We start from the raw sequence: 22,880 nt of genomic DNA on the forward strand, positions 1-22,880 counted from the left end.
CACTGGATGGGCAGAATTTACTGGGGTAGTAAATAAATCAAAAGGATTCGGAAGCGGATCGTATCGGGGGAAGGGTGAAGCGCTTTTACAAGGCCGCACAAAAAAACTACAAGCCAGTGCTGATGGTGTGTTACGACCTGCTAATGCTGACCACGGCATTCCTGCTGGCGATGACCATTCGCTTTGATGGTGCGGCATTAATCGCCGAGCCCGAAATGGCACTCTGCCTCGGGCTCACGCTGGTCTCCAGCAGCTTTATTTTTCTGCGCCTGGGGCTCTACCGCACCGTTATCCGTTATATGGGGCAGCAGGCCCTGGTGGCTGTTCTGCAGGGGGTGACGGCATCAGCGGTGGTGCTGGCTGTTGCCTCCTACCTAACCTACGCTGGCGTACCGCGCTCGGTCCCTGTCATTTACTGGTGTTTCGCATTGATCACTGTGGGAGGTTCCCGCTGGTTGGTGCGTGTCTATTACCAGATGGCCCTAGAAATCCATAAAACCCGGGTGGCCATTTACGGTGCCGGCACTGCGGGGTTGCAGCTCTATAAGGGCCTGATACACGGTGAAACATACAAAACCGTGGCTTTCTTCGATGACAATGCTTCCAAGCAAAACACCTTGATCGACGGTGTTCTGGTGTACAGCCCGGTGAAAATCCTTGAGGTCATTGCCGAGCGGGATATTGCTGAAGTGCTGCTGGCCATGCCCGGTGTTCCCAAGCGTCGTCGGCGGGAGATCACTCGCAGCCTGCGTGAGCGCGGTGTGGTGGTAAAAGTGGTTCCGGGCATGGAGGAGCTGGTTGATGGTGCCGGCCGCGTGTCGGATGTCTCCCAGATTTATGAAAACATCCTCGGACGGGCTCCCGTGGAGCCACAGAAAACGCTGGTTTCCGCCTCGATCACAGACAAGGTCGTGTTGGTTACCGGGGCGGGTGGCTCCATTGGTTCTGAGCTGTGCCGGCAAATTGTTCAGTGGGGGCCCGCAAAGCTGGTCATGCTGGAGGCGTCCGAATTTGCCCTGTATCAGATTGAGCGGGAGTTGTGTCAGCAGCAACAGGACGAAAATCTTGGTGTCGAGGTGACGGCATTGCTGGGGGATGTGCGCAACCGCACCCGGGTCGCCGAAATCATTAGCGCTTTCAAGGTGCAAACCATATACCACGCGGCGGCCTACAAGCATGTTCCGCTGGTGGAGCAGAATGTTGTGGAGGGGGCTGAGAACAACGTGCTTGGCACGTTGTCAGTGCTCGAGGCGGCGGAGGCCTGCGGTGTCGAGCAGTTCGTACTGGTTTCGACCGACAAGGCCGTGCGCCCCACCAACGTCATGGGGGCCACTAAACGGCTGGCGGAGTTGATCTGTCAGGATTTCGGTCGCCGGTTCGGGCGGACGCGGGTGTGCATGGTGCGCTTTGGCAATGTGCTGGGCTCCTCAGGCTCGGTGATTCCACTGTTTACCGATCAGATCAACGCGGGTGGTCCGGTGACCGTCACGCATCCCAAGGTGACCCGCTTTTTCATGACTATTCCCGAAGCGGCCCAGCTGGTCCTGCAGGCGGGGAGTATGGGACGCAAGGGTGAAGTGTTTGTTCTGGATATGGGTGAGCCCGTGCGTATCCTGGATATCGCGCGTCGCCTGGTTCAGATCATGGGGCACACGGTACGCGACGAAGCAAACCCGGATGGCGATATTGAAATCCAGATTACCGGGCTTCGCCCCGGTGAAAAATTGTACGAAGAGCTGTTGTTGGGGGATAAGGTCGCTGGCACCGATCATCCCTCCATTATGCGCGCCGAGGAGGAGCGCTTGCCCGGCGAGCAGCTGCAGCGGTTGATTGGAGAGTTGCGCAAGGCTTGTACCCTGCAGGATGCGCAAAGTGTGCATCGGCTGCTGATCGAGGCGGTGAAAGATTACGCGCCCAAGCAGTCGCTGGTGGATACCGTGTGGGCCCAGTCAATGGAAGGACGTGATGCGGGTATGTTGTCGGCTGGTGGTGCTGAAGTGAAGGCGTTGCCGCTGCCTGACAGGAGTGGGATGGAGCAGCGATTGAAAGGAAAATTGCCCGAGGTGTGAGGTTCCCGGCCTGAGTTCACAGAGTTCAGTGATTAGGTTTGCAGCGATCAGGCCCGGCGGATTCCGCGGGGCCTTTTCTTTGTCTGTCAGGCAAAAGAAAACCCCGCGACCTTTTCAGGTGCGGGGTTTCATTATTTGGCTCCGCCTGCTGGGCTCGAACCAGCGACCCAATGATTAACAGTCATTTGCTCTACCAACTGAGCTAAGGCGGAATTTTGGGGTAGGGCAGCCACTTGGTGAAGGCGACCCAGAGAGAGCATAGCTCTAAATAAAATCCCCGTAGCCCTTCAAGGCTGCGGGGATTTTGAATTTGGCTCCGCCTGCTGGGCTCGAACCAGCGACCCAATGATTAACAGTCATTTGCTCTACCAACTGAGCTAAGGCGGAACTGTCTGATCGGTCTTGCAAAAGCCGTCCCGGTCAGGTGGCGCGTATCTTATAGAGCGGCCCAAAGCAGGTCAACCCTTTTACTCAAAAATAAGCCTTTGATTTTGCAGTGTTTATTTTCTCGCCGGTGACTGAGTGTGGAAGGGTATATTTGTCGCACAGGTGCTCGTCCGCCTACAATTTCGGGCTAACAGACACGGGTATCCCGTGCGGATCGTTGTTGAGATAGTGCTTATGGAAACGCGACCCTTCGAGGTGGTGAGCAAATACGAGCCGGCCGGTGACCAGCCGGCCGCAATCGAGTCTCTGGTGGAGGGCATTGGTGACGGCTTGGCGCACCAGACCCTGCTCGGTGTGACCGGGTCGGGCAAGACCTTCACCATGGCGAATGTGATCGCCCAGGTGCAGCGTCCCGCCATTGTGATGGCGCACAACAAGACCCTCGCGGCCCAGCTGTACGGTGAGCTGAAGGAATTCTTCCCGCGCAACGCTGTGGAATACTTCGTTTCATATTACGACTACTACCAGCCCGAAGCCTACGTGCCATCTTCCGATACGTTTATCGAGAAGGATGCCTCGGTGAATGAGCATATCGAGCAGATGCGCCTGTCGGCCACCAAGGCTCTGATCGAGCGCAAGGACGTCATTGTGGTGGCCACGGTTTCGGCCATCTACGGTCTGGGCGACCCGGACAAGTACCTGAAAATGGTGTTGCACCTGGATCGCGGGGATATCGTGGATCAGCGCACCATCTTGCGGCGTCTCGCGGAGTTGCAGTACACCCGCAACGATGCCGATTTCCGTCGCGCCACCTATCGGGTGCGCGGGGACATCATCGACATCTACCCAGCAGATTCGGATCTGGAGGCGGTGCGCCTCTCCCTGTTCGATGAAGAAATTGAAGAGATCACCCTGTTTGATCCCCTCACCGGGGAAGTGCTGCACAAGGTGCCGCGCATCACCATTTTCCCCAAATCTCACTACGTGACGCCCCGTGAAACCATCGTCAAGGCCATTGACCAGATCAAAGAGGAGCTGGAGGAGCGCCTGAAGCAGTTGCGTGAAAACAACAAACTGCTGGAGGCACAGCGGCTGGAGCAGCGCACCCGCTATGACCTGGAGATGATGCAGGAACTCGGGTACTGCAACGGAGTGGAGAACTATTCACGCTACCTGTCCGGTCGCGATTCCGGGCAGCCGCCGCCCACGTTGTTTGATTACCTGCCCCACGATGCGCTGCTGTTTATTGACGAAAGCCACGTCACGGTGCCACAAATTGGTGGCATGTACCGTGGGGACCGCTCGCGCAAAGAGACGTTGGTGGAATACGGCTTTCGCCTGCCATCGGCCCTGGATAACCGCCCGATGAAATTTGAAGAGTGGGAGGCGCTTTCGCCGCAGACCATCTTCGTCTCTGCGACGCCGGGCAAGTACGAGGCGGAGCACGCAGGGGCCGTGATTGAGCAGGTGGTTCGCCCGACGGGGCTGGTAGACCCGGAAGTGGAAGTGCGCCCGGCGGCCACACAGGTGGACGATACCCTGTCGGAGATCCACCGCTGCGTGGCCAAGGATCAGCGGGTGTTGATTACCGTGCTCACCAAGCGCATGGCTGAAGACCTGACCGACTACCTGCGCGACAACGGCGTGCGTGTGCGCTACCTGCACTCCGATATCGACACGGTGGAGCGAGTGGAGATCATTCGTGACCTGCGTATTGGTGAGTTCGATGTGCTGGTGGGCATCAACCTGCTGCGGGAGGGCCTGGACATGCCGGAGGTGTCTCTGGTGGCCATCTTCGATGCGGACAAAGAGGGTTTCCTGCGCTCAGACCGTTCCTTGATCCAGACGATCGGCCGTGCGGCCCGTAACCTCGAGGGCAGGGCGATTCTCTACGCCGACAAGGTGACCGATTCCATGCGTCGCGCGCTCGACGAGACCCAGCGTCGCCGGGAAAAACAGCTGGCGCACAACGTCGAACATGGGATTACTCCGAAAGGTATCCACAAGAGTGTGGCGGATATCCTGGAGGGCGCGGTGGCGCCGGGCGTGCCCAAGTCCCGTCGCAAAGTGGCGGAGAAGGGCGGTGCCTACAAGGCAGACCAGAAGCCCCTTACCGATCAGCAGCGCTGGGCGCGTATCGAACAGTTGGAAGAGCAGATGTACAATCACGCCAAGAATCTGGAGTTTGAGGCCGCCGCCAAGTTGCGTGATGAAATCACGCGGATCAAGGAGCAGGCCTGATTGTTTCTTTTGTTACCCGCTCGCGGCGCGAGCGGGGTCTATGAGGTACCCCCACCATGGTCGAGTTGCTCTCTCCCGCCGGCACCCTGAAAAGTATGCGTTATGCATTTGCCTACGGCGCCGATGCGGTTTATGTCGGTCAGCCGCGCTACAGCCTGCGTGTGCGCAACAACGAGTTCAACAAGGTGGAGAACCTGGCGTCGGCCATCGAGGAGGCCCACGGGCAGGGTAAGAAGGTCTACGTGGCCAGCAATGTGGCGCCGCACAATGACAAGTTACGCAGCTACCTGCGGGATATGGAGCCGGTCATCGCTATGCAGCCGGATGCGCTGATCATGTCGGATCCGGGGCTGATCATGCTGGTGCGCGAGCAGTGGCCCGACATGCCGGTGCACCTGTCAGTGCAGTCGAACGCGGTCAACTGGGCCACGGTGAAATTCTGGCAGCATCAGGGGCTGGAGCGGGTGATCCTCTCCCGTGAGTTGTCCCTGGATGAAATCGAGGAGATTCGCCAGCGCTGCCCGGAAATGGAGCTTGAGGTGTTTGTGCACGGCGCATTGTGTATGGCGTACTCCGGGCGCTGTCTGCTCTCGGGCTACATCAATCACCGCGATTCCAATCAGGGTGCCTGCACCAATGCCTGCCGCTGGGAGTACAGTGCGCACGAGGCGCGGGAGACAGAAACCGGCGATCTCGTCGTACAGCAGGCGGAACCCCAGGCCATGTTGCTGCAAGAAAAAAGCCGTCCCGACGAATTGATTCCGGTGTACGAGGACGAGCACGGCACTTACATCATGAACTCCAAAGACCTGCGCGCGGTGCAGCACGTGAAGCGGCTGGTCGACATGGGCATTCACTCGCTCAAGATCGAGGGTCGCACCAAGTCACACTACTACGTAGCGCGCACTGCGCAGGTATACCGGCAGGCTATCGAAGACGCGAAAGCCGGGCGCGAATTTGACTTTGGCCTGATGAAAAGCCTCGAGCACCTGGCCAACCGGGGGTACACCGAGGGCTTTTATCGCCGCCATGTGCCCAGCGAATTCCAGAACTACGAGAAGGGTGCCTCCAGCAATCCGAACCAGCAGTTCGTTGCTGAAGTAACGTCCGTGGATGGGGGCTGGGTTCAGGTCGATGTGAAAAACCGGTTTGAGCGCGGCGATACGCTGGAGCTGATTACTCCGCAGGGCAATCACCGGTTCCAGCTGCAGAGGATTGAGAACACCAGCGGCGACGCTGTGGATGTCGCACCCGGCTCCGGGCACACCGTGCGTATTCCATTACCTGTAACCCTGCCGCACGGGGTTGCGGAATACGCCATGCTGATGCGAGACCTCGGCTAACTCGCAGGTTGAGGGTGGTGCTGTACCGCCCTCACTCACGGCATATCGTCAAACAGCAGCTTGATGCCTGCACTCCAGGACCGCCGCAAGCGGTTGAAATACGCATCATCCTCTTCAATCCGTTCCATGCTCAGCTCCAGCGCGTCGTTGCGGTATACCGCAACGTCCAGCGGCATGCCCACCGACAAATTCGAGTGCATGGTGGAGTCGAAGGAAATCAGCGCACATTTCACCGCCTGGTTCAGCCCGGTATCGTGGTGAATGATGCGGTCCAGGATCGGCTTGCCATATTTGCTCTCACCGATTTGCAGGTAGGGGGTATCGTTGGTGGCTTCGATGAAGTTTCCCTCGGGGTAGATATGGAAGAGGCGGGGTTCCTCGCCGCGTATCTGGCCACCGAATAACACATGACTACCGAAATCCACGCCGGCATTCTGCTGTCCGTGGGCATTGTGGGAAATGATCGACTTGACCTGCTCGCCGATCAGTTCTGCGGCGCGAAACAGGCTGTCGACGGAAAACAGGTTGGGCGTTTCCTCCTCGGTAATCTGGATTTGCAGGCGGCTGATCAGATTCTGTGAGGTGGCGAGGTTGCCGGATGTGAGCAAGGTAAAGCACCGCTCCCCGGGTTGCTGAAACTGGTGCATTTTGCGGAAGCTGGCAACCTGGTCGACACCGGCGTTGGTACGGGTGTCGGAGGCAAAAACCAGCCCCTCGTTCAATCGCATGGCAATACAGTACGTCATGGAAATCCTGTGCGCGTGATGTGCGCTGGAAAGGTAGCACCAGTGGCGAAGCTTGTCATGAGTCGGATCACTGCTGTGCCTGTTGTTGTTCGTGTCGCTGCATTTTACTTTGCGCGGTGCGGCGATCGACCTGGTCCACCAGGGCATAGGCGTGCATATTTTCTGCGCCGCCGCCCCAGCGAATGCCGCGTACCGGCGAGGCGTCGAGGTAATCAATCCCGTGGGCCAGTTTCAGGTGGTGGCTGGCGGTAGCGAGCCCGTTGCTCACATCAAAACTGTACCAGGCGTCGTCCACCCAAGCCTCCGCCCAGGCGTGACTGGCGATATGTTGGTCATCTCCGGCGTCCACATAGCCGCTGACATAGCGCGCCGGGATACCCAGCCAGCGGCAACAGGCAATAAAAATGTGGCTGTGATCCTGACACACACCAAAACCCTGGGCAAAGGCGTCGGTTGCGCTACTGTGCGCATGGGTCATGCCGCTGCGGTAGGGGATGCGTTCCAGCAGTGCGGCCATCATTTCAATCAATGCGTGACGGTCGGTGTGCAGTCGCTCGCCCGCAGGACGGAACCCGCGCGCAAATTCGCGTATCGCTTCGCTGGGCTCCGTCAGCGGGGAGGTGCGTAGAAATACCTGCGGCGGTATCCGGTTTTCCCGCTCTGGCTGGTCTTCCTCGCTGATCTCCGCCGTACCCTGGGCGCGAATGGTAATACCCTGATGCGGTTGGTCCACGGTGCATACGTGCAGTATGTTGCCGTAGGTGTCGAGGGTGCGATGCACGCTACCCGGTGCATCCAGATGCCAGTTCAGAATTTGCTGGCCCGCAGACGACTGGGGTGTCAGTCGCAGATACTGGATGCTGTGGGTCACCTCGGTGTCATAGGTGAAGTCGGTGATATGGTCGATGCTGAGCTTCATGCGCCCTCCCAGTAACTGCGGTGAATCTCGTCGCCGATGGTGTGAATACGCCGCAGTAGATCGTTCAGGTACTCGTGCAAACCGAAGCGAAGGATGAAGTCGACCTCACCGTACTCCAGACGCGCGTGCAGTTCCGCGCACAGGCGCTTGGCGGCCTGGCCCTGCTCGCCCTCAATGGCGATCAGCTGGCTCATCAAGGCGCCGATACAGTAGCGCAGCGAGCGCGGCAGTTCCGCCGAAAGAATCAGCAGCTCGGTCACGTTGCGGGTGGAGAGCCCGCCGGTGTATTTATCGTGGTACGCCTCATAGGCGCCGAGGCTCTGCAGCAGGGCGTTCCACTGATAGAAATCAATCGCGTGATTGCTGTTGTGCTGGGATTCCATAACCTCCAGTTTTACCCGCAGGATGCGCGTGGTGTTGTCCGCCCGCTCGATAAAGGTCCCCAGGCGCATAAAGTGGAAGACGTTGTTATGCAGCATGGTGCCGTAGGCGGCGCCGCGAAATTCGTGGGAGCGTTGCTTGATCCAGTCGATCAGGCTTTTTACTCCCTCGTGACTGATGCCACGCTGGCGGCGATGGCGCAGTTCCAGCCAGGTGGCATTGATGCTTTCCCAGGCTTCCGAGGAGAGTTTGTCGCGCACGCTGTGGGCGTTGTCGCGGGCAGATCGAATGCTGCTGAATATGGAACCGTCATTACTTTCGTCGAACAGGAAGAAAGCCAGCAATGCCTCGGCATTGAGCTCCGGGTAGCTTTCGCGGAACTGATCCAAACGACCGGTGATGGTCAGCGGCGCCAGCAGTTCCTGCTGGCCGCCTTTCGAATTCGGCATCAGCGACATGTTGTGGCAGACATCCAGCAGGCGGGTGAGGTTCTCCGCCCGCTCCAGGCTGCGCGCCATCCAGTAAATACTGTTTGCGGTGCGGCTCAGCATACGGCGTCCTCCAGTACCCAGGTGTCTTTGGTGCCGCCGCCCTGGGAAGAGTTGACCACCAGAGAGCCCTCGCGCAGTGCCACCCGGGTAAGTCCGCCGGGCACCAGTTTTATTTCATTGCCACTCAGCACGAATGGCCGCAGGTCGATATGCCGTGGCGCAATGCCCTCATTCACCATGGTGGGGCAGGTGGACAGGCACAGGGTGGGCTGGGCGATGTAGTTGGCCGGGTTGTTGCGCAATAGCCGGCGGAAGGTGTCCAGCTCTTCGCGGCTTGCCATGGGGCCGATCAGCATCCCGTAGCCGCCTGCGCCGTGCACTTCCTTTACTACCAGCTCTTCCAGATGGTCCAGCACATAGGCCAGGTCTTCCTCCCGCCGGCACACCCAGGTAGGCACGTTGTTGAGGATCGGCTCCTCGTCCAGATAAAAGCGGATCATCTCCGGCACATAGGGATAAATGGACTTGTCGTCGGCGACGCCGGTGCCCAGCGCATTGGCGAGGATGACGTTACCGTCGCGGTAGGCGGAAAGCAGCCCGGGTACACCGAGCATGGAGTCGGGGGCGAAGGCAAGCGGGTCGAGGAAGGCATCGTCGATGCGGCGATAAATCACATGCACCTGGCGTGGGCCGGTGGTGGTGCGCATGAAAACACAGCCATTGCGGACGAACAGGTCCGCACCTTCTACCAAAGGGACGCCCATCTGTTGCGCGAGAAAGGCGTGCTCGAAAAAGGCGCTGTTGTAACGCCCGGGGGTCAACACCACCACGCAGGGATTGTCGGCACCGCTGGAGCCCTGCAGGGTTTCCAGGAGCAGGTTGGGGTAGTGCTCCACTGGGGCCACGCTCTGCGCAAGAAACAGTTCTGGAAACAGGCGCATCATCATCTTGCGGTTTTCCAGCATATAGGAGACCCCAGACGGCGTGCGCAGGTTGTCTTCCAGTACAAAGTACTCGCCGTTGTTGTCGCGAATCAGGTCGACCCCGGTAATGGGTATGTAGTTGTTCCCGGGCAGGTCGACCCCAAGCATCGCCACCTGGAATTGCTGGTTGGTCAGCACCTGTTCGGTGGGAATAATCCCCGCGTGCAGGATTTTCTGCTCGTGATAGATATCGTGTAGAAAGTGATTCAGCGCGGTAACCCGCTGGCGCAGGCCAAGTTCCAGGTGGGCCCACTCGGAAGCGGGGATGATGCGGGGGATCAGGTCGAAGGGGATCAGGCGCTCGGTGCCTTCTTCTTCGCCATACACATTGAAGGTGATCCCGAATCGTCGGAACAGGGTGTCGGCCTCGCGGCGCTTTTGTTCCAGGGTGGCGTCCGGCGTATTCTCAAGCCATTGCAGGTAGGCCCGGTAGTGCGCGTGGACGCCGTCGCTATGCAGCATCTCATCATAGAGGTGGGGTGCTGGTTGTTCGATGGCTGTCATCCATGGGTCCCCGTTTTATTGTGTGCCATTAATGGTGCAAGCACCGTGCCAGTGCCTGTGTTCCAGAGCGGGGCGTGCCTGTGCCCAAAACTGGGCCGAAGCGCCGGGTAGGGTGGTCAGCGGCCGGGCCGCACGGAGAGAGTGGCGAGGGGCAAAGCTGCCCGCGGTTATGGAAATCCCCCCAAGTGCTTGATTGGCGGAAATATTTTCTGATCTGGACAGTTGAAATGGCCAAAAGCCGGTGCTAAAGTTCGCGTCCTCTGCAGCGGGGCCTGTCTTATGTAGGTGTCCCGGTCTGCCACTCTTTAGACCCATAGCTCAGTTGGTTAGAGCGCTGCCTTGACATGGCAGAGGTCAGCAGTTCGAGTCTGCTTGGGTCTACCAGTTTTCCACGAGTTTTTTCATCTATCCTGATCTGACTCGTTCCGGGCCCTGGCCCAAACATCACTCACATGTGAATCATGCGGTCTTTCGTAGGGATCGCCACTGATAGATAAGGAAGTGCAATGCCTGTTGTCACCCTCCCTGACGGTTCCCGTCGCGAATTCTCCAATCCTGTTTCCGTATTCGACGTTGCCAACGATATTGGCCCCGGCCTGGCAAAAGCTGCCCTGGCAGGCGTAGTCGACGGTAAGGAAGTGGATACCAGTTTTGTCATCGATCACGACGCCGCGCTGGCGATTGTGACCGACCGCCAGCCAGAAGGCCTGGAAATCATCCGTCACTCCACCGCCCACCTGCTGGCCCAGGCGGTCAAGCAGCTGTACCCGGGCGCCCAGGTCACCATCGGCCCGGTGATCGAAGACGGCTTCTATTACGATTTCGCCTACGAGCGCCAATTTACCCCGGAAGACCTCGAGAAGATCGAGAAGCGCATGGAAGAGCTGGCCAAGGAAGATATTCCGGTCAGCCGCCGTCTGCTGCCCCGCGATGACGCGGTGAAGCACTTTCGCGAAATTGGTGAGGAATACAAGGCAGAGATCATCGCCAGCATTCCCACCAATGAAGATATCTCCCTGTATCGCCAGGGCGACTTTGAAGACCTGTGCCGCGGCCCGCACGTGCCGTCTACCGGCAAGCTGAAGGCCTTCAAGTTGACCAAAGTGGCCGGCGCCTACTGGCGCGGCGACTCCAACAATGAAATGCTGACCCGCGTATACGGCACTGCCTGGAGCAACAAGAAAGAGCTTAAGGCCTACCTGCACCGCATCGCCGAGGCGGAAAAGCGCGATCACCGCAAGCTGGCCAAGAAGTTCGACCTGTTCCATATCCAGGAAGAAGCGCCGGGCATGGTGTTCTGGCACCCGAACGGCTGGACCGTCTACAGCACCGTTGAGCAGTACATGCGCGAGCGTCAGCGCGAGCGCGGCTATAAAGAGATCAAGACCCCGCAGCTGGTGGACTTCTCCCTGTGGCAGAAGTCCGGTCACGCCGACAAGTTCGGCGACGACATGTTTACCCTCACCAGCGACGAGCGTCAGTTCGCCATCAAGCCCATGAACTGCCCCTGCCACGTGCAGGTGTTCAATCAGGGCCTGCGCAGCTACCGTGATCTGCCCCTGCGCCTGGCGGAGTTCGGCTCCTGCCACCGCAGCGAGCCCTCCGGCTCCCTGCATGGCCTGATGCGGGTGCGCGGCTTCGTGCAGGACGATGGCCATATCTTCTGTACCGAAGACCAGATCCAGTCCGAGGTGTCCGAATTCATGGACCTGCTGCACGCGGTTTATAAAGACTTCGGCTTCGAGGAAGTGATCTATCGTTTATCTACCCGTCCCGAACAGCGCGTCGGCTCCGACGAAAGCTGGGACAAGGCAGAGAAGGCCCTGGCGGACGCATTGAATGCCGCCGACCTGCCGTGGGAAGAGCTGCCGGGCGAGGGCGCCTTCTACGGGCCGAAAATCGAATTCTCCCTGAAAGATTGCCTCGGCCGCGTCTGGCAGTGCGGTACTATTCAGGTGGACTTCTCCATGCCGGGCCGCCTGGATGCCCAGTATGTAGCGGAAGATGGCTCCCGCCAGACCCCGGTGATGTTGCACCGTGCGACTCTCGGGTCATTCGAGCGTTTTATCGGTATCCTGATCGAGAACTACGAAGGTGCCTTCCCCACGTGGCTGGCGCCGCAACAGGTGGCGGTGCTGAATATTACGGATCGCCAGGCGGAATATTGCCAAAACCTTGAGTCCAAGCTGGGTGCAGAAGGTTTCCGCGCCGCTGCCGACTTGAGAAACGAGAAGATCGGCTTTAAAATCCGCGAGCACACGCTTCAGCGTGTTCCTTATCTGCTGGTAATTGGCGATAAGGAAGTGGAAAACAATACGGTCGCCGTGCGCACACGCAGTGGTGAGGATCTGGGAGCCATGACTTACGAGTCATTCCTTGATCTTATTCGCCAGGATGTGGCTCGCCGCGGCCGTTCGTCTATGGAAGGCGCTAACGCTTAAAGCGCCTTTCTAGACACATTATTAATTATCGGAGACGAGTGTTATTAAACGAGATATGAAAGGAAAGTCCAAGAAGGCCCGTATCAATGATCAGATCGAGGCGTCGCAACTGCGACTGATTGGTGCGGATGGTGAACAGGTAGGTATTGTCTCTCTGGAAGAGGCGCTGGAACAAGCACAGAAAGCCAGCCTGGATCTCGTTGAAATTGCCTCGGACTCCGATCCCATAGTCTGTAAGATCATGGACTATGGTAAGCACATTTTTGAGGCCAAAAAGGCCAAAAATGCGGCTAAAAAGAAACAAAAGCAGCAGCAGATCAAGGAAATGAAGTTCCGTCCCGGTACCGATATCGGCGACTACCAGATCAAGCTGCGCAACCTGACCCGCTTCCTGGAAGCGGGCGACAAGGCAAAAGTCTCCCTGCGCTTCCGCGGCCGTGAAATGGCCCACCAGGAGCTGGGGATGGAAATGATGCAGCGCATCGAGAAAGATCTCGAGGAGCTGGGTACTGTGGAGCAGCGGCCGAAGATGGAAGGCCGCCAGATGATCATGGTCATCGCGCCCAGTAAAAAGAAAAAGTAAGGCTTGAGTAGCAATACTTGAGTCTTCTTTTCGGGAAGTGATCGGGCGACGGCTGCCTTCTCACTCCCGCATAGCCACAGGCCTCGGCCTGCGGCCCATTAAACAAAGCCCATTCGTGGGTCATTATTTACTTTGGAGTACAAAATGCCGAAAGCAAAAGTACACAGTGGCGCTGCCAAGCGCTTCAAAAAGACGGCTTCGGGCTACAAGCACAAGCACGCGAACAAGAGCCACATCCTCACCAAGATGACCACCAAGCGTAAGCGTCAGCTGCGCGGCACCAACACTTTGAACAAGTCTGATGCCACCCTGGTCGATCGTATGCTGCGCGCCAAGTAATTGGCTGCACACGTAAAGTTTTAAGAGGATATTGATATGGCCCGTGTAAAACGTGGTGTAGTGGCGCGTCGTAGTCACAAGAAAATTCTGAAGCAGGCTAAAGGTTATTACGGTGCGCGTTCGCGCGTATTCCGCGTAGCCAAGCAGGCAGTCATCAAAGCTGGTCAGTACGCTTACCGCGACCGTCGCGTTAAGAAGCGTAACTTCCGCGCTCTGTGGATCACGCGTATCAACGCCCAGTCCCGCGCTGAAGGCCTGAGCTACAGCCGACTGATTGCCGGCCTGAAGAAGGCGGATATCGCACTGGATCGCCGTGTTCTGGCTGATCTGGCGGTATACGATAAAGCCGCTTTTGCTGCCGTAGTTGAAAAAGCCAAGGCAGCCCTGGCAGCTTAATTAGCGCCTGCAGAATGAATCGGCCCGCAAGGGCGGATTTATGCTTTAAAAATAGGGAAGGGCTGTTTGGCTCTTCCCTATTTTTTTATCTGTATTGCCGATACAGAACGAATTCCTGACGCGGCGGGCTGCTATGATCCGCCTCGTCCCAAAAAGTGTTTCGACACAATAATTGTCACTCATCGATCAGAACGAGTCAGAGCGAGAAAGTTTCAATGCAAGAATTGCAGTCCCTCACCGAGCAGGCGCTGGCGCTGGTAGAACAGGCCGGCGACCTCGCGGCACTGGATCAGGTGCGGGTGGATTACCTGGGTAAAAAAGGTCAGATCACCGCACTGCTGAAAGGTCTGGGCAAGCTGTCTGCGGAAGAGCGTCCGGCGGCGGGAGCCAAAATCAATGAGGCCAAGCAGCAGGTGCAGGAAGCGATCAATGCGCGCCGCACCGCGATGGAGCGCGCCGCCATTGAAGAAAAACTGGCGAAGGAAACCATCGACGTAACCCTGCCGGGCCGTGGTGAAGAGCAGGGTAGTATGCACCCCATCACCCGCACCCTGCGCCGCATCGAAGAAATCTTTCAGCGTCTGGGCTTCTCCGTTGAACAGGGCCCGGAAGTCGAGGGCGACTACTACAACTTTGAAGCCCTGAACATTCCCGCGCACCACCCGGCGCGCGCGATGCACGACACTTTCTATATCGATCCCACCACGGTACTGCGCACGCACACCTCCTCGGTGCAGATCCGCACCATGGAAAAGACCAATCCGCCCCTGCGCATCATCTGCCCGGGCCGCGTGTACCGCTGTGATTCCGACGTCACCCACTCGCCCATGTTCCACCAGGTCGAAGGCCTGGTGATCGACGAAGGCGTGAGCTTCGCGCACCTGAAAGGCTGTATCGACCAGTTCCTGAAAGCCTTCTTTGAGGCCGATGTGCCGGTACGCTTCCGTCCGTCCTACTTCCCGTTCACCGAGCCCTCCGCCGAGGCGGATATCCAGTGCACCAACTGTGGCGGTGAAGGCTGCCGTGTGTGCTCCGGCACCGGCTGGCTGGAAATTCTCGGTTGCGGCATGGTGCACCCGAACGTCTTCGCCTCCTGCGATATCGACAGCGAAAAATACTCCGGCTTTGCCTTCGGCCTCGGTGTCGAGCGCATGGCCATGCTGCGCTACGGCGTAAACGACCTGCGCCTGTTCTTCGATAACGACCTGCGATTCCTCAAGCAGTTCTAACCGAATCCATTTTGCAGGGGCGAAAATCTGCCCGGTGAACCGCGCGAAGCGCGCTAGTAATACAGAATTAGAGACAGATTATGAAATTCAGCAACGCCTGGTTACGGGAGTGGGTAAACCCGGACCTGACAGCACAACAGCTGGCCGACCAGATCACCATGGCGGGCCTGGAAGTAGACGCCGTAGAACCCGTAGCCGGCGCATTTTCCGGTGTAGTGGTGGGTGAAATCGTGGGCTGCGAGCAGCACCCGGACGCCGACAAACTGCGCGTGTGCAAAGTGAAGGGCCACCCGGACGGGGAGATGCAGGTAGTCTGCGGCGCACCCAATGCGCGCACCGGCATCAAAATTCCGTTCGCCCTCGTCGGCGCCAAACTGCCCGGCGATTTCAAAATCAAGAAAGCCAAGCTGCGCGGAGTCGAGAGCTTCGGCATGCTGTGTGCCCAGACCGAACTGGAACTGGGTGACGACAGCGACGGCATCTGGGAACTGCCCGAAGACGCCGTCACCGGCACCGACCTGCGTGAATACCTGAAGCTGGACGACAGCACCATCGAGGTGGATCTCACCCCGAACCGTTCCGACTGCCTCGGCGTTGCCGGCATTGCCCGCGAAGTGGGCGTACTGAACCGCTGCGAAGTCTGCGAGCCGGCCATCGAGCCAGTTGCCCCGGTGATCGACGACAGCCTGCCGGTTTCCCTGCTGGCCGAAAATGCCTGCCCGCGCTACGTAGGCCGCATCATCCGCAACATCAATATCGATGCACAAACACCCCTGTGGATGCAGGAGCGCCTGCGCCGCAGCGGCCTGCGCAGCATCGATCCGGTGGTAGACGTCACCAACTACGTACTGCTGGAGCTGGGCCAGCCCATGCACGCCTTCGACCTCGCCAAACTGAATGGTGGCATCACGGTGCGTATGGCAGAGCAGGGCGAGAAGCTCACCCTGCTGGACGAGCAGGAAGTGGAGCTGAATGCCGAGACCCTGCTGATTACCGACGAGAAAGGCCCGCTGGCCATCGCCGGAATCATGGGTGGCCTGGATTCTTCCGTTACCAAAGCCACCAAAGACATCTTCCTGGAAAGTGCCTTCTTCAGCCCGTTGGCCATTGCCGGCAAGGCGCGTTCCTACGGCCTGCACACCGACTCTTCGCACCGCTTTGAGCGCGGCGTCGACTTCCGTCTGCAGGAAAAGGCCATCGAGCGCGCGACCCAGCTGCTGCTGGAGATCGTCGGCGGCGAGCCGGGTCCGGCCCACCTGCGCGAAGTCACTGAGGCGATGCCCGCCGAGCGCAAAATCACCCTGCGCCGCCAGCGCGTGAGCCGCGGCCTGGGCATCGACATGAGCGATGCCGAGATCGTCGAGATCATCACCCGCCTGGGGCTGGAAAAGATTGGTGAAGACGCTGACGGCTGGACCTTCCTGGTGCCCAGCTTCCGCTTCGATATCGCCATCGAATCCGACCTGCTGGAAGAGCTGGCACGGGTCTACGGCTACAACCGTATCCCCAGCATAGCCATGAAGGCCGCGCTGGACATCGTGCCCCGCGCCGAAGCGGAGGTGGCGCAATCTCGCCTGGAGCAGACCCTGCTGGCGCGCGGCTATCAAGAGGCCATCACCTTCAGCTTTATCGATCGCGACGCCTCCGCCAAATTCGACCCGGAAGTAGAGCCGGTAGCCCTGCAGAATCCCATCAGCGCCGAGCTCTCGGTCATGCGCCCAACCCTGATGGCGGGCCTGGTCAAAACCCTGCAGTACAACCTCAACCGCCAGCAGGATCGCCTGCGCCTGTTCGAGACCGGGCTGCGTTTTGTTCCCGGCCATGACCAGTCCCGTGAAGCCCTCAAGCAGGAGCGCATGATCGCCGGCCTGATCTACGGTACCCGTCAGCCAGAAGGCTGGGCCGGCTCCAAAGATCTGGTGGATTTCTACGATATCAAGGCCGACGTGGAAGCCCTGCTGACCCATTACGAAGCCGAGGACGAGTTCACCTTCGCGCCGGCCAAGCACCCCGCGCTGCACCCGGGCCAGTGCGCCGAGCTGCTGCGCAACGGCGAGCCTGTGGGCGTACTGGGTGCCCTGCACCCGGAACTGCAGAAGGCCTACGACCTGCCCAAGGGCGCCTTCCTGTTTGAGTTGAGCCTGGATGAATTGGGGCAGGCGGTCATTCCTGCCTTTGCTCCGCTATCCAAGTTCCCGGAGGTGCGTCGCGACCTCGCCGTGCTGGTGGACGCAGAAATTCCCGTAGGCCAGCTGGCGCAAACCGCCATCGAAGCTTCCGGCGAATTTTTGACAGACTTCAACGTTTTTGACGTCTATCAGGGCAAAGGCATTGATTTTAATAGAAAAAGTGTCGCGATGGGCTTGACCTTTCAGCATCCCTCGCGCACCCTTAACGACGAAGAAATCAATGCCGCCATTGATGCGGTAGTCGGTCAATTAGAACAAAAATACAACGCCAGCCAGCGTTAAACCGGTCCGCTCCGGGATACGTGGCTGATGCGCGTATCCCGAGAGCGTCTGCTACCGGGTTCCAAGCCGATGCGGTACCAGGCTTAAACCGGAGTCGACGCCTCTGAATCTGTTGGGCAGGAACCAATGACAGAGGCACTGACCAAGGCCGGGCTCGCCGAGAAGTTGTACGAAGAGCTGGGTTTCAACAAGCGCGAAGCTAAAGAAATCGTCGAATATTTCTTCGAGGAAATCCGCAACGCCCTTGAAAATAACGAGCAGGTCAAACTGTCGGGGTTTGGCAATTTCGACTTGCGTGACAAAAGCCAGCGTCCGGGACGGAACCCGAAAACTGGTGAAGAAATCCCCATTTCCGCAAGAAGGGTAGTTACCTTCAAGCCGGGGCAAAAACTCAAGGCACGAGTAGAAGAAGATGCTGGAAGCGAGTCATAACAGCGAACTCCCGGTAATCCCGGGCAAGCGCTATTTCACCATTGGTGAAGTGAGTGAGCTTTGTGCAGTCAAACCGCATGTGCTGCGCTACTGGGAACAGGAATTCCCGCAGCTCAGTCCGGTGAAGCGTCGCGGCAACCGCCGCTACTACCAGCACCAGGACGTCATCCTCATCCGCCAGATCCGCGCACTCCTGTACGAAGAAGGCTACACCATCGGCGGCGCCCGCCTGCAGATGGAAACCGGCAGCTCAGAAAAAGTGCAGACCGTACAGCTGCAACAGGTGATCCCGCAAATGATCGCCGAGCTGGAAGGTGTACTGGAATTGCTGGAAGTGGAAGCCTGATCTAACCTGAGTCAAAAAGGCGCAAAACGGGCTTGCATTCCCTCCGTACTTCGGTATGATTTGCGCCTCATCGCCAAGCGATGCCCCTTATAAATCAAGCACTTACGTAGTTTTTACCCCGCTTGATTTGCTCTTATCGGAGTGTAGCGCAGCCTGGTAGCGCACCACACTGGGGGTGTGGTGGTCGTCGGTTCAAATCCGGCCACTCCGACCATAAAACCGTTGTAAATCAACGACTTAGAAGCCCGCCAAGTTAGCGGGCTTTTTTGTGTTCGAAATTTAAGTCCATATTAAGTCCGGCTTGATTGTTGTTGTGCCGGAATCATGTATAGCGGTTGCTCTTGCCGCTAACGGATGTTTGCCGTCCGGAGTGCCTCTACCTCAACTTGTCGGTAGAGGGCGGCGGTGTCTTCGTGAAGGCTAAAGCGGATATTCCACCGTCACGATTTGAATTTCCTCTTAATTGAAATCCACGCTTCATTTAAGTTCAAACCTAAGCCAAAAAAGTTGGGCTTCAACTCAATAAACCGTGACCAATCAGCGGGAGGGTTGTGGAAAAGGTCCTTGATGCTATTAAACTCTTTTCTTGTCATCGCTTTTAAGTCGGCATCTTTTTCCGCACGTGCTCTCGCGCTCTGCATTATCCATGCACTAATAGATTCTTTCGGGCGTGTCTTGGAGAGTTGAACTAGAGCTAGATATGTATCTTTTCCGGGAATTTCTTTTAGTGCAGAGAGAAGGCTGTTTCTGGCTTCTTGAGCATTATCACGAAGTTGAGGTGTATATACCCCTTTTCCCATCCTATCAATGTCGTCTTCGACTCTTATGTATTTATGCATTAGTGCATAAAGGTCTTTCAAATACTTAGGCGAATTGTAGTTTTTGCGTGAGTTTGAATCTCTGCCTGATCCGCCAATCAAGTTAACTATGACGTGCATCGCGAACTCTGTTGCTTCTGAGTCGTCACTCGCTTCTTCTAGGCGTTTGGAAAGTCTCTGAATGGCCGTATCGGGTTCAACGCCTATCCACACAGCAAGCCATAAAGCGGCATGATGTTTATCTTTGCTGGTTTCGCATTTATCTTTGGCAACTTGGATGATTTCTTGATCGGAGACAGTTGCGCTACATTGAACTATTTTTAATAGCTGATTCAAGTGTTTTAACGATTTTGGTTCGGTCTCAAGTTTCTTTAACAGTTCAGGTACAAGATCATCCCATAGCGTTTGAGCGTTCCAGCTTGTTTTATCGATAATGTAATGGGCTTCCTGCCCATCTTGCGCTGTATCTAGCTCCCATTGAATTTCCTCAAGGACGCGATCAGCAACAATCTTAGGAAACTTTTTGTGTAGTATAGGGAACCAATTGGGGTAACCATTTAACTCTTGAAAGGCATAGCGACAAGCTAAACTAACCTCTTCACTGCTCAATTTGTCAGCCCAGCCGGAAACTTCTCCTGATTCTATTTCAAGGCCGGAAAGGCCTATAATGGTCGATATTGGAGTGCCGCCATTTTTTTCGTTTTCAGAAGGTAGGCTAGGTCTGTAGAGTCGCCATGAATAGATTAGGCCATCCCGAAACGATTCCGCTATTTTATCACCAAATTCTGGAATTAAGTCGCGCCAGTTCCCTTGGGTCCAATGTGTCGAGTCCCTTCTCAACTTTCGCATGCGTGCCAATAGATAATTTTGCGCGTTTAAAACTTCATCTTTGGCAGCTATTTTCCTGAGGAGTTCTTTGTCTTTTAGTTTTTCAAAATTGGAATTTAGCCATTCCAGCCATTTTTCCTGATTTCTTCGGCGGTTTGCATTTCTTACCTTTTCTTTCCTTTTCCACTTGGCTTCCTCTGATTTCCACTTTTTTTGCTCTGCAGATTGTGCTGGAGGGCGTAGTAGATCTGTTAATCTAGCACTTAATTCGTTATTGTCCTTCGTTAGTTTTTTGAGCTGTTCCCTCCATTTTCTAGGGCGGTCATTTTCCTTATAGATTTGAAAGGAAAGTGACAAAGCAACTAGTTTGTCATCGAGCAAGTGTTTTTCAATGATTTCACTTTTCGCATGTTCAAAGTCGTCTTTTTCGAAATTCCAGAAGTTTCTAAGACTGTAGGCTTGCCAGAAATAAGTTAGCTTTTCACCCTTCTCTTGGTATTGATTTTTTCGTGTTAACTCAACATCCTTCCAGAATATGGCAAAATTCAATTCCCTCCAGTTGGTAGATAAGGTTGAAATGCCGACAGTAAGTGATCTATCGTCGAAGTAATCTCGGTCCTTGAAAGGGGGTATTTTGGCAATTATTGAGAGGCACTCGGGATCTAAAGCATTTGGATGTCTTAATGTCAAAAGCCGCTCTGCAGCTCTGGCTGAGGGATTTAGGAGCCATCCGAATTTTTTAGATATTTCACAAAATTTCCTTTCAATTATTGGTGGACGGTCCAATAGCTCGTTTGATTTTTTTATGAATATGAGTGCTAGGTCAGGTTCAAGCCGTTCAGTAAATTGAGTTAAAGAGAATGTGAGCGCGTCAACATTATATTTTTTTCTGGCTTCAGTTTTCTCTATAGCATGGAATAGCCAATCTATGCTTTCTTTGGAGCTTTTTAGGCAGTCCACGACTTCAGTGAGTATTTGTCTGTCAATGCCTGAATTATCAGATAGGACGCTATCCATTACGTCCTGGAAGTCATGAGTTGAGCCAATTTCGTCTATGGCCTTTATTGCCGCTATCCTTGTGTATTTGTCGCAAGTGCTGTCAAGTGCGAAAGCTTTTGCTTCGGGTAGAGCCTTTTGTATATGGCCTTGCCAAATCATACGTACGAGGAAAGATGTGACGTTTGAGCTGTTTTTAAATTTTGTGATTAATGATTTTATTTCGTCCACCATATCTGGATTGGCAAATCGCTGTACGGCTGAGAATTCCGTTACCGATTGTCTGGACCTGCCTGAGCTCAGCTTTTTGCAGACATCTCGCAGTATTTTCTTTCTTGTTTCGATAGGCAGTTTGCTAGGGTCGCCTCCCTCAAAAGTAAATTCTGGTTCGATATCAAAAGCTTTATTTCTGATTCTTTCGTCAAAGATAACTAGCCAAGATAAGACTGGCCGCATTGATGGTATTAGTACTTTGATGCCATATTGTTTTTTTATGAAAAGATCTTCAACTGCTTTTCGGGGTGTGCCTTTTTGAAGGGCGTCAATAATCCACTCTGCCGTAAGGTATTCCCTAACGGACCGATGATGAAAGCGTACGGTTCCATAAATGGCGTCATCAAATATTGGACGACTTAGTAGTGTCTTGCAGTCCTCGTTGCTCCAGTCCGGCAAAATTGAGCGAACGTCAATTCCGATCGCTCTCTCAGTTCCATCAGGAACTATAATGGTGGCTATTTTCTGTAATGTGCAAGCCGCTGCAATGAGTTTGATTCCTTCGCGCGCTTTATCTATTGATATCGGGTTGACGGAAGCTGTGTTTTCTTTGCGCTCTTCAAGGCGTCTTTCAATACTACCTTCGACCAGTTCTAAGCGTGAGCCTATTCGCTTATTTTTGATCCAAAAGTCTATAACTTCTAATAAATCCTGTGGGCGCGTTGTATATGCCCAAGCATCCTGCCTGTCTATTTCTCGTAGAAAGTCGGAGGGGTCAGATATTCCTTTTTTTTGTATAAAATTTTCTACTTGTTCAGAGGATAGGTTTTTAATGGAATAAATTTTAAATCCGCTTTTTGAATTTTTTGTTTCCTCTGATATCTTCGTTTCTTTTTCATGTGATCCCTCAGGGAATAAAAATTCTTCATCTTCGAATCCGTCGTCTTTCTCCTCATCGAGTTCTTGATATTCAAGCTGCTTATTGCATAGATCTAGATCGGTTTTTGGTCTCCATGCATCAACTCTACCTGTTATTACGATGTGCACCCTTTGGAGGGCCGGAGAAAGTTCATTGGCTATCTTTCTAATGGACTGTTCAAAATCCAGCGTATGCTTGAGTCTTGCTTCGTCTATTGAATCAAGAAGTAGCCAGCCTTCCTCATTGGATTGTAACCAACCCTTAAACTCTTCATAGCTGCCCTCTTCGAATGCCCCTTCCAGGCCATCAGGTATGTGTTCGAGTCGTAAAAAAAACGCAGCTTTTCCTTCTGATCTCAATTTGATAGCTGTTTGGCGTATCTCTTCAGTTTTCCCCGCTCCAGCCTCAGCTAGTAAAACAATACGATGCTGCCTTAGTAAGGCATCCCAGGCATAGTCCTTACCCAATCTAAGGCCTAAAGCTTCGGCTATTTCTAGATCATCGCTGTCCGCTTCAAGAGTGTAACCTCTGGGTAACTCAAAAAATGTACGGTTGAGTTCGATGAATTCGTCAGTTCTTGCTTTCATATATTTTTTGGCTTTTACGTGAGCGAATTAAAATCCAAACTTATTAATTTATATCTAGGAAGGACTACGCTTGGGAATGTTGAATTATACAGCGATCTTAGATTGGGAATGAAATGGCTAAGAACCTCCATAAATCTTTTTGTGTTCAAAAAATGTACTGCGCCTCCCAGCATGTATTTCTGAAATCCTTCCGGGTGGGGAGTCCTTCCACTAGGCGT

16 protein-coding genes and 4 tRNA genes are annotated in these 22,880 nt (G+C 55.3%); 13 read left to right on the forward strand and 7 right to left on the reverse strand.

The features are described 5' to 3' along the window. Positions 1-74: 74 nt before the first annotated feature. Positions 75-2,069, forward strand: coding sequence for a polysaccharide biosynthesis protein (locus JF535_RS10395; RefSeq protein WP_207001848.1), 1,995 nt, complete (start codon positions 75-77; stop codon positions 2,067-2,069). 136 nt (positions 2,070-2,205) lie between these two features. Here the strand turns inward: JF535_RS10395 and JF535_RS10400 are convergent. Next, positions 2,206-2,281 (reverse strand) — tRNA-Asn (locus JF535_RS10400). Between the two features lie 99 nt (positions 2,282-2,380). Next, positions 2,381-2,456, reverse strand: a tRNA-Asn gene (locus tag JF535_RS10405). 234 nt (positions 2,457-2,690) lie between these two features. Here JF535_RS10405 and uvrB point away from each other — a divergent pair. Together uvrB and trhP are read left to right on the forward strand one after the other, a co-directional pair. After that, entirely contained in the window at positions 2,691-4,697 is a 2,007-nt protein-coding gene (gene uvrB / locus JF535_RS10410; RefSeq protein WP_066965028.1) for an excinuclease ABC subunit UvrB, read from the forward strand. Between the two features lie 56 nt (positions 4,698-4,753). Then, positions 4,754-6,040, forward strand: a complete 1,287-nt coding sequence (gene trhP, locus JF535_RS10415) for a prephenate-dependent tRNA uridine(34) hydroxylase TrhP (protein ID WP_207001850.1) — start codon at positions 4,754-4,756, stop codon at positions 6,038-6,040. A 35-nt stretch (positions 6,041-6,075) separates the two neighbouring features. On the opposite strand, the gene JF535_RS10420 is transcribed toward trhP, so the two are convergent. The 4 genes from JF535_RS10420 to JF535_RS10435 all read right to left on the reverse strand — a co-directional run bounded on the left by JF535_RS10420 (position 6,076) and on the right by JF535_RS10435 (position 10,064). After that, complete coding sequence (locus JF535_RS10420; RefSeq protein WP_066965020.1) at positions 6,076-6,786, reverse strand: proteasome-type protease; 711 nt, start codon at positions 6,784-6,786, stop codon at positions 6,076-6,078. Positions 6,787-6,853: 67 nt separating this feature from the next. Continuing rightward, a complete protein-coding gene (locus JF535_RS10425; RefSeq protein ID WP_207001852.1) occupies positions 6,854-7,705 on the reverse strand; it encodes a transglutaminase family protein in 852 nt (283 codons plus the stop codon). Then, positions 7,702-8,637: an alpha-E domain-containing protein gene (locus tag JF535_RS10430; protein WP_066965014.1), complete on the reverse strand. Its 936-nt coding sequence runs from the start codon at positions 8,635-8,637 to the stop codon at positions 7,702-7,704. Before JF535_RS10430 ends, JF535_RS10425 begins: the two co-directional genes overlap by 4 nt. Next, positions 8,631-10,064 (reverse strand): circularly permuted type 2 ATP-grasp protein, encoded by a 1,434-nt coding sequence (locus tag JF535_RS10435; protein WP_242523789.1) that lies wholly within the window; start codon positions 10,062-10,064, stop codon positions 8,631-8,633. The genes JF535_RS10430 and JF535_RS10435 overlap by 7 nt, the downstream gene beginning before the upstream one ends. A gap of 307 nt (positions 10,065-10,371) precedes the next feature. Here JF535_RS10435 and JF535_RS10440 point away from each other — a divergent pair. From JF535_RS10440 to JF535_RS10485, 10 genes are all read left to right on the forward strand, one after another. Beyond that, positions 10,372-10,448, forward strand: a tRNA-Val gene (locus tag JF535_RS10440). 122 nt (positions 10,449-10,570) lie between these two features. Then, positions 10,571-12,505: a threonine--tRNA ligase gene (thrS, locus tag JF535_RS10445; protein ID WP_207001854.1), complete on the forward strand. Its 1,935-nt coding sequence runs from the start codon at positions 10,571-10,573 to the stop codon at positions 12,503-12,505. 55 nt (positions 12,506-12,560) lie between these two features. Continuing rightward, positions 12,561-13,088 (forward strand): translation initiation factor IF-3, encoded by a 528-nt coding sequence (gene infC, locus JF535_RS10450; protein WP_207001857.1) that lies wholly within the window; start codon positions 12,561-12,563, stop codon positions 13,086-13,088. Between the two features lie 144 nt (positions 13,089-13,232). Further along, positions 13,233-13,427, forward strand: a complete 195-nt coding sequence (gene rpmI, locus JF535_RS10455; RefSeq protein ID WP_010131383.1) for a 50S ribosomal protein L35 — start codon at positions 13,233-13,235, stop codon at positions 13,425-13,427. 36 nt (positions 13,428-13,463) lie between these two features. Further along, positions 13,464-13,823, forward strand: coding sequence for a 50S ribosomal protein L20 (gene rplT / locus JF535_RS10460; protein ID WP_010131381.1), 360 nt, complete (start codon positions 13,464-13,466; stop codon positions 13,821-13,823). Between the two features lie 215 nt (positions 13,824-14,038). Further along, the gene (gene pheS / locus JF535_RS10465; RefSeq protein ID WP_207001859.1) at positions 14,039-15,052 is read left to right on the forward strand and encodes a phenylalanine--tRNA ligase subunit alpha; all 1,014 of its coding nucleotides are present in this window, start codon (positions 14,039-14,041) and stop codon (positions 15,050-15,052) included. A gap of 80 nt (positions 15,053-15,132) precedes the next feature. Next, positions 15,133-17,523 carry a phenylalanine--tRNA ligase subunit beta gene (gene pheT / locus JF535_RS10470; RefSeq protein WP_207001861.1) on the forward strand — a complete coding sequence of 797 codons (2,391 nt, stop codon included), beginning with the start codon at positions 15,133-15,135 and terminating at the stop codon, positions 17,521-17,523. A 126-nt stretch (positions 17,524-17,649) separates the two neighbouring features. Then, on the forward strand, positions 17,650-17,955 hold the full coding sequence (gene ihfA, locus JF535_RS10475) for an integration host factor subunit alpha (RefSeq protein ID WP_043315900.1): 306 nt from the start codon (positions 17,650-17,652) through the stop codon (positions 17,953-17,955). Then, a complete protein-coding gene (locus JF535_RS10480; protein WP_066964991.1) occupies positions 17,936-18,301 on the forward strand; it encodes a MerR family transcriptional regulator in 366 nt (121 codons plus the stop codon). The genes ihfA and JF535_RS10480 overlap by 20 nt, the downstream gene beginning before the upstream one ends. A gap of 137 nt (positions 18,302-18,438) precedes the next feature. After that, positions 18,439-18,515, forward strand: a tRNA-Pro gene (locus tag JF535_RS10485). A 226-nt stretch (positions 18,516-18,741) separates the two neighbouring features. Here JF535_RS10485 and JF535_RS10490 read toward each other — a convergent pair. After that, on the reverse strand, positions 18,742-22,662 hold the full coding sequence (locus tag JF535_RS10490; protein WP_207001863.1) for an NACHT domain-containing protein: 3,921 nt from the start codon (positions 22,660-22,662) through the stop codon (positions 18,742-18,744). Positions 22,663-22,880 lie beyond the last annotated feature (218 nt).

Origin of the sequence: Microbulbifer salipaludis (assembly GCF_017303155.1) — a bacterium.
GTDB lineage: Bacteria > Pseudomonadota > Gammaproteobacteria > Pseudomonadales > Cellvibrionaceae > Microbulbifer > Microbulbifer salipaludis.

Excerpts from the sequence above, each read along its gene's own strand:
- JF535_RS10480 (WP_066964991.1), top strand. The coding sequence starts at position 17,936 with ATGCTGGAAGCGAGTCATAACAGCGAACTCCCGGTAATCCCGGGCAAG.
- trhP (WP_207001850.1), top strand. The coding sequence starts at position 4,754 with ATGGTCGAGTTGCTCTCTCCCGCCGGCACCCTGAAAAGTATGCGTTAT.
- rplT (WP_010131381.1), top strand. The coding sequence starts at position 13,464 with ATGGCCCGTGTAAAACGTGGTGTAGTGGCGCGTCGTAGTCACAAGAAA.
- pheS (WP_207001859.1), top strand. The coding sequence starts at position 14,039 with ATGCAAGAATTGCAGTCCCTCACCGAGCAGGCGCTGGCGCTGGTAGAA.
- uvrB (WP_066965028.1), top strand. The coding sequence starts at position 2,691 with ATGGAAACGCGACCCTTCGAGGTGGTGAGCAAATACGAGCCGGCCGGT.
- rpmI (WP_010131383.1), top strand. The coding sequence starts at position 13,233 with ATGCCGAAAGCAAAAGTACACAGTGGCGCTGCCAAGCGCTTCAAAAAG.
- thrS (WP_207001854.1), top strand. The coding sequence starts at position 10,571 with ATGCCTGTTGTCACCCTCCCTGACGGTTCCCGTCGCGAATTCTCCAAT.
- JF535_RS10420 (WP_066965020.1), bottom strand. The coding sequence starts at position 6,786 with ATGACGTACTGTATTGCCATGCGATTGAACGAGGGGCTGGTTTTTGCC.
- ihfA (WP_043315900.1), top strand. The coding sequence starts at position 17,650 with ATGACAGAGGCACTGACCAAGGCCGGGCTCGCCGAGAAGTTGTACGAA.
- pheT (WP_207001861.1), top strand. The coding sequence starts at position 15,133 with ATGAAATTCAGCAACGCCTGGTTACGGGAGTGGGTAAACCCGGACCTG.
- JF535_RS10430 (WP_066965014.1), bottom strand. The coding sequence starts at position 8,637 with ATGCTGAGCCGCACCGCAAACAGTATTTACTGGATGGCGCGCAGCCTG.
- infC (WP_207001857.1), top strand. The coding sequence starts at position 12,561 with ATGAAAGGAAAGTCCAAGAAGGCCCGTATCAATGATCAGATCGAGGCG.
- JF535_RS10490 (WP_207001863.1), bottom strand. The coding sequence starts at position 22,662 with ATGAAAGCAAGAACTGACGAATTCATCGAACTCAACCGTACATTTTTT.
- JF535_RS10435 (WP_242523789.1), bottom strand. The coding sequence starts at position 10,064 with ATGACAGCCATCGAACAACCAGCACCCCACCTCTATGATGAGATGCTG.
- JF535_RS10425 (WP_207001852.1), bottom strand. The coding sequence starts at position 7,705 with ATGAAGCTCAGCATCGACCATATCACCGACTTCACCTATGACACCGAG.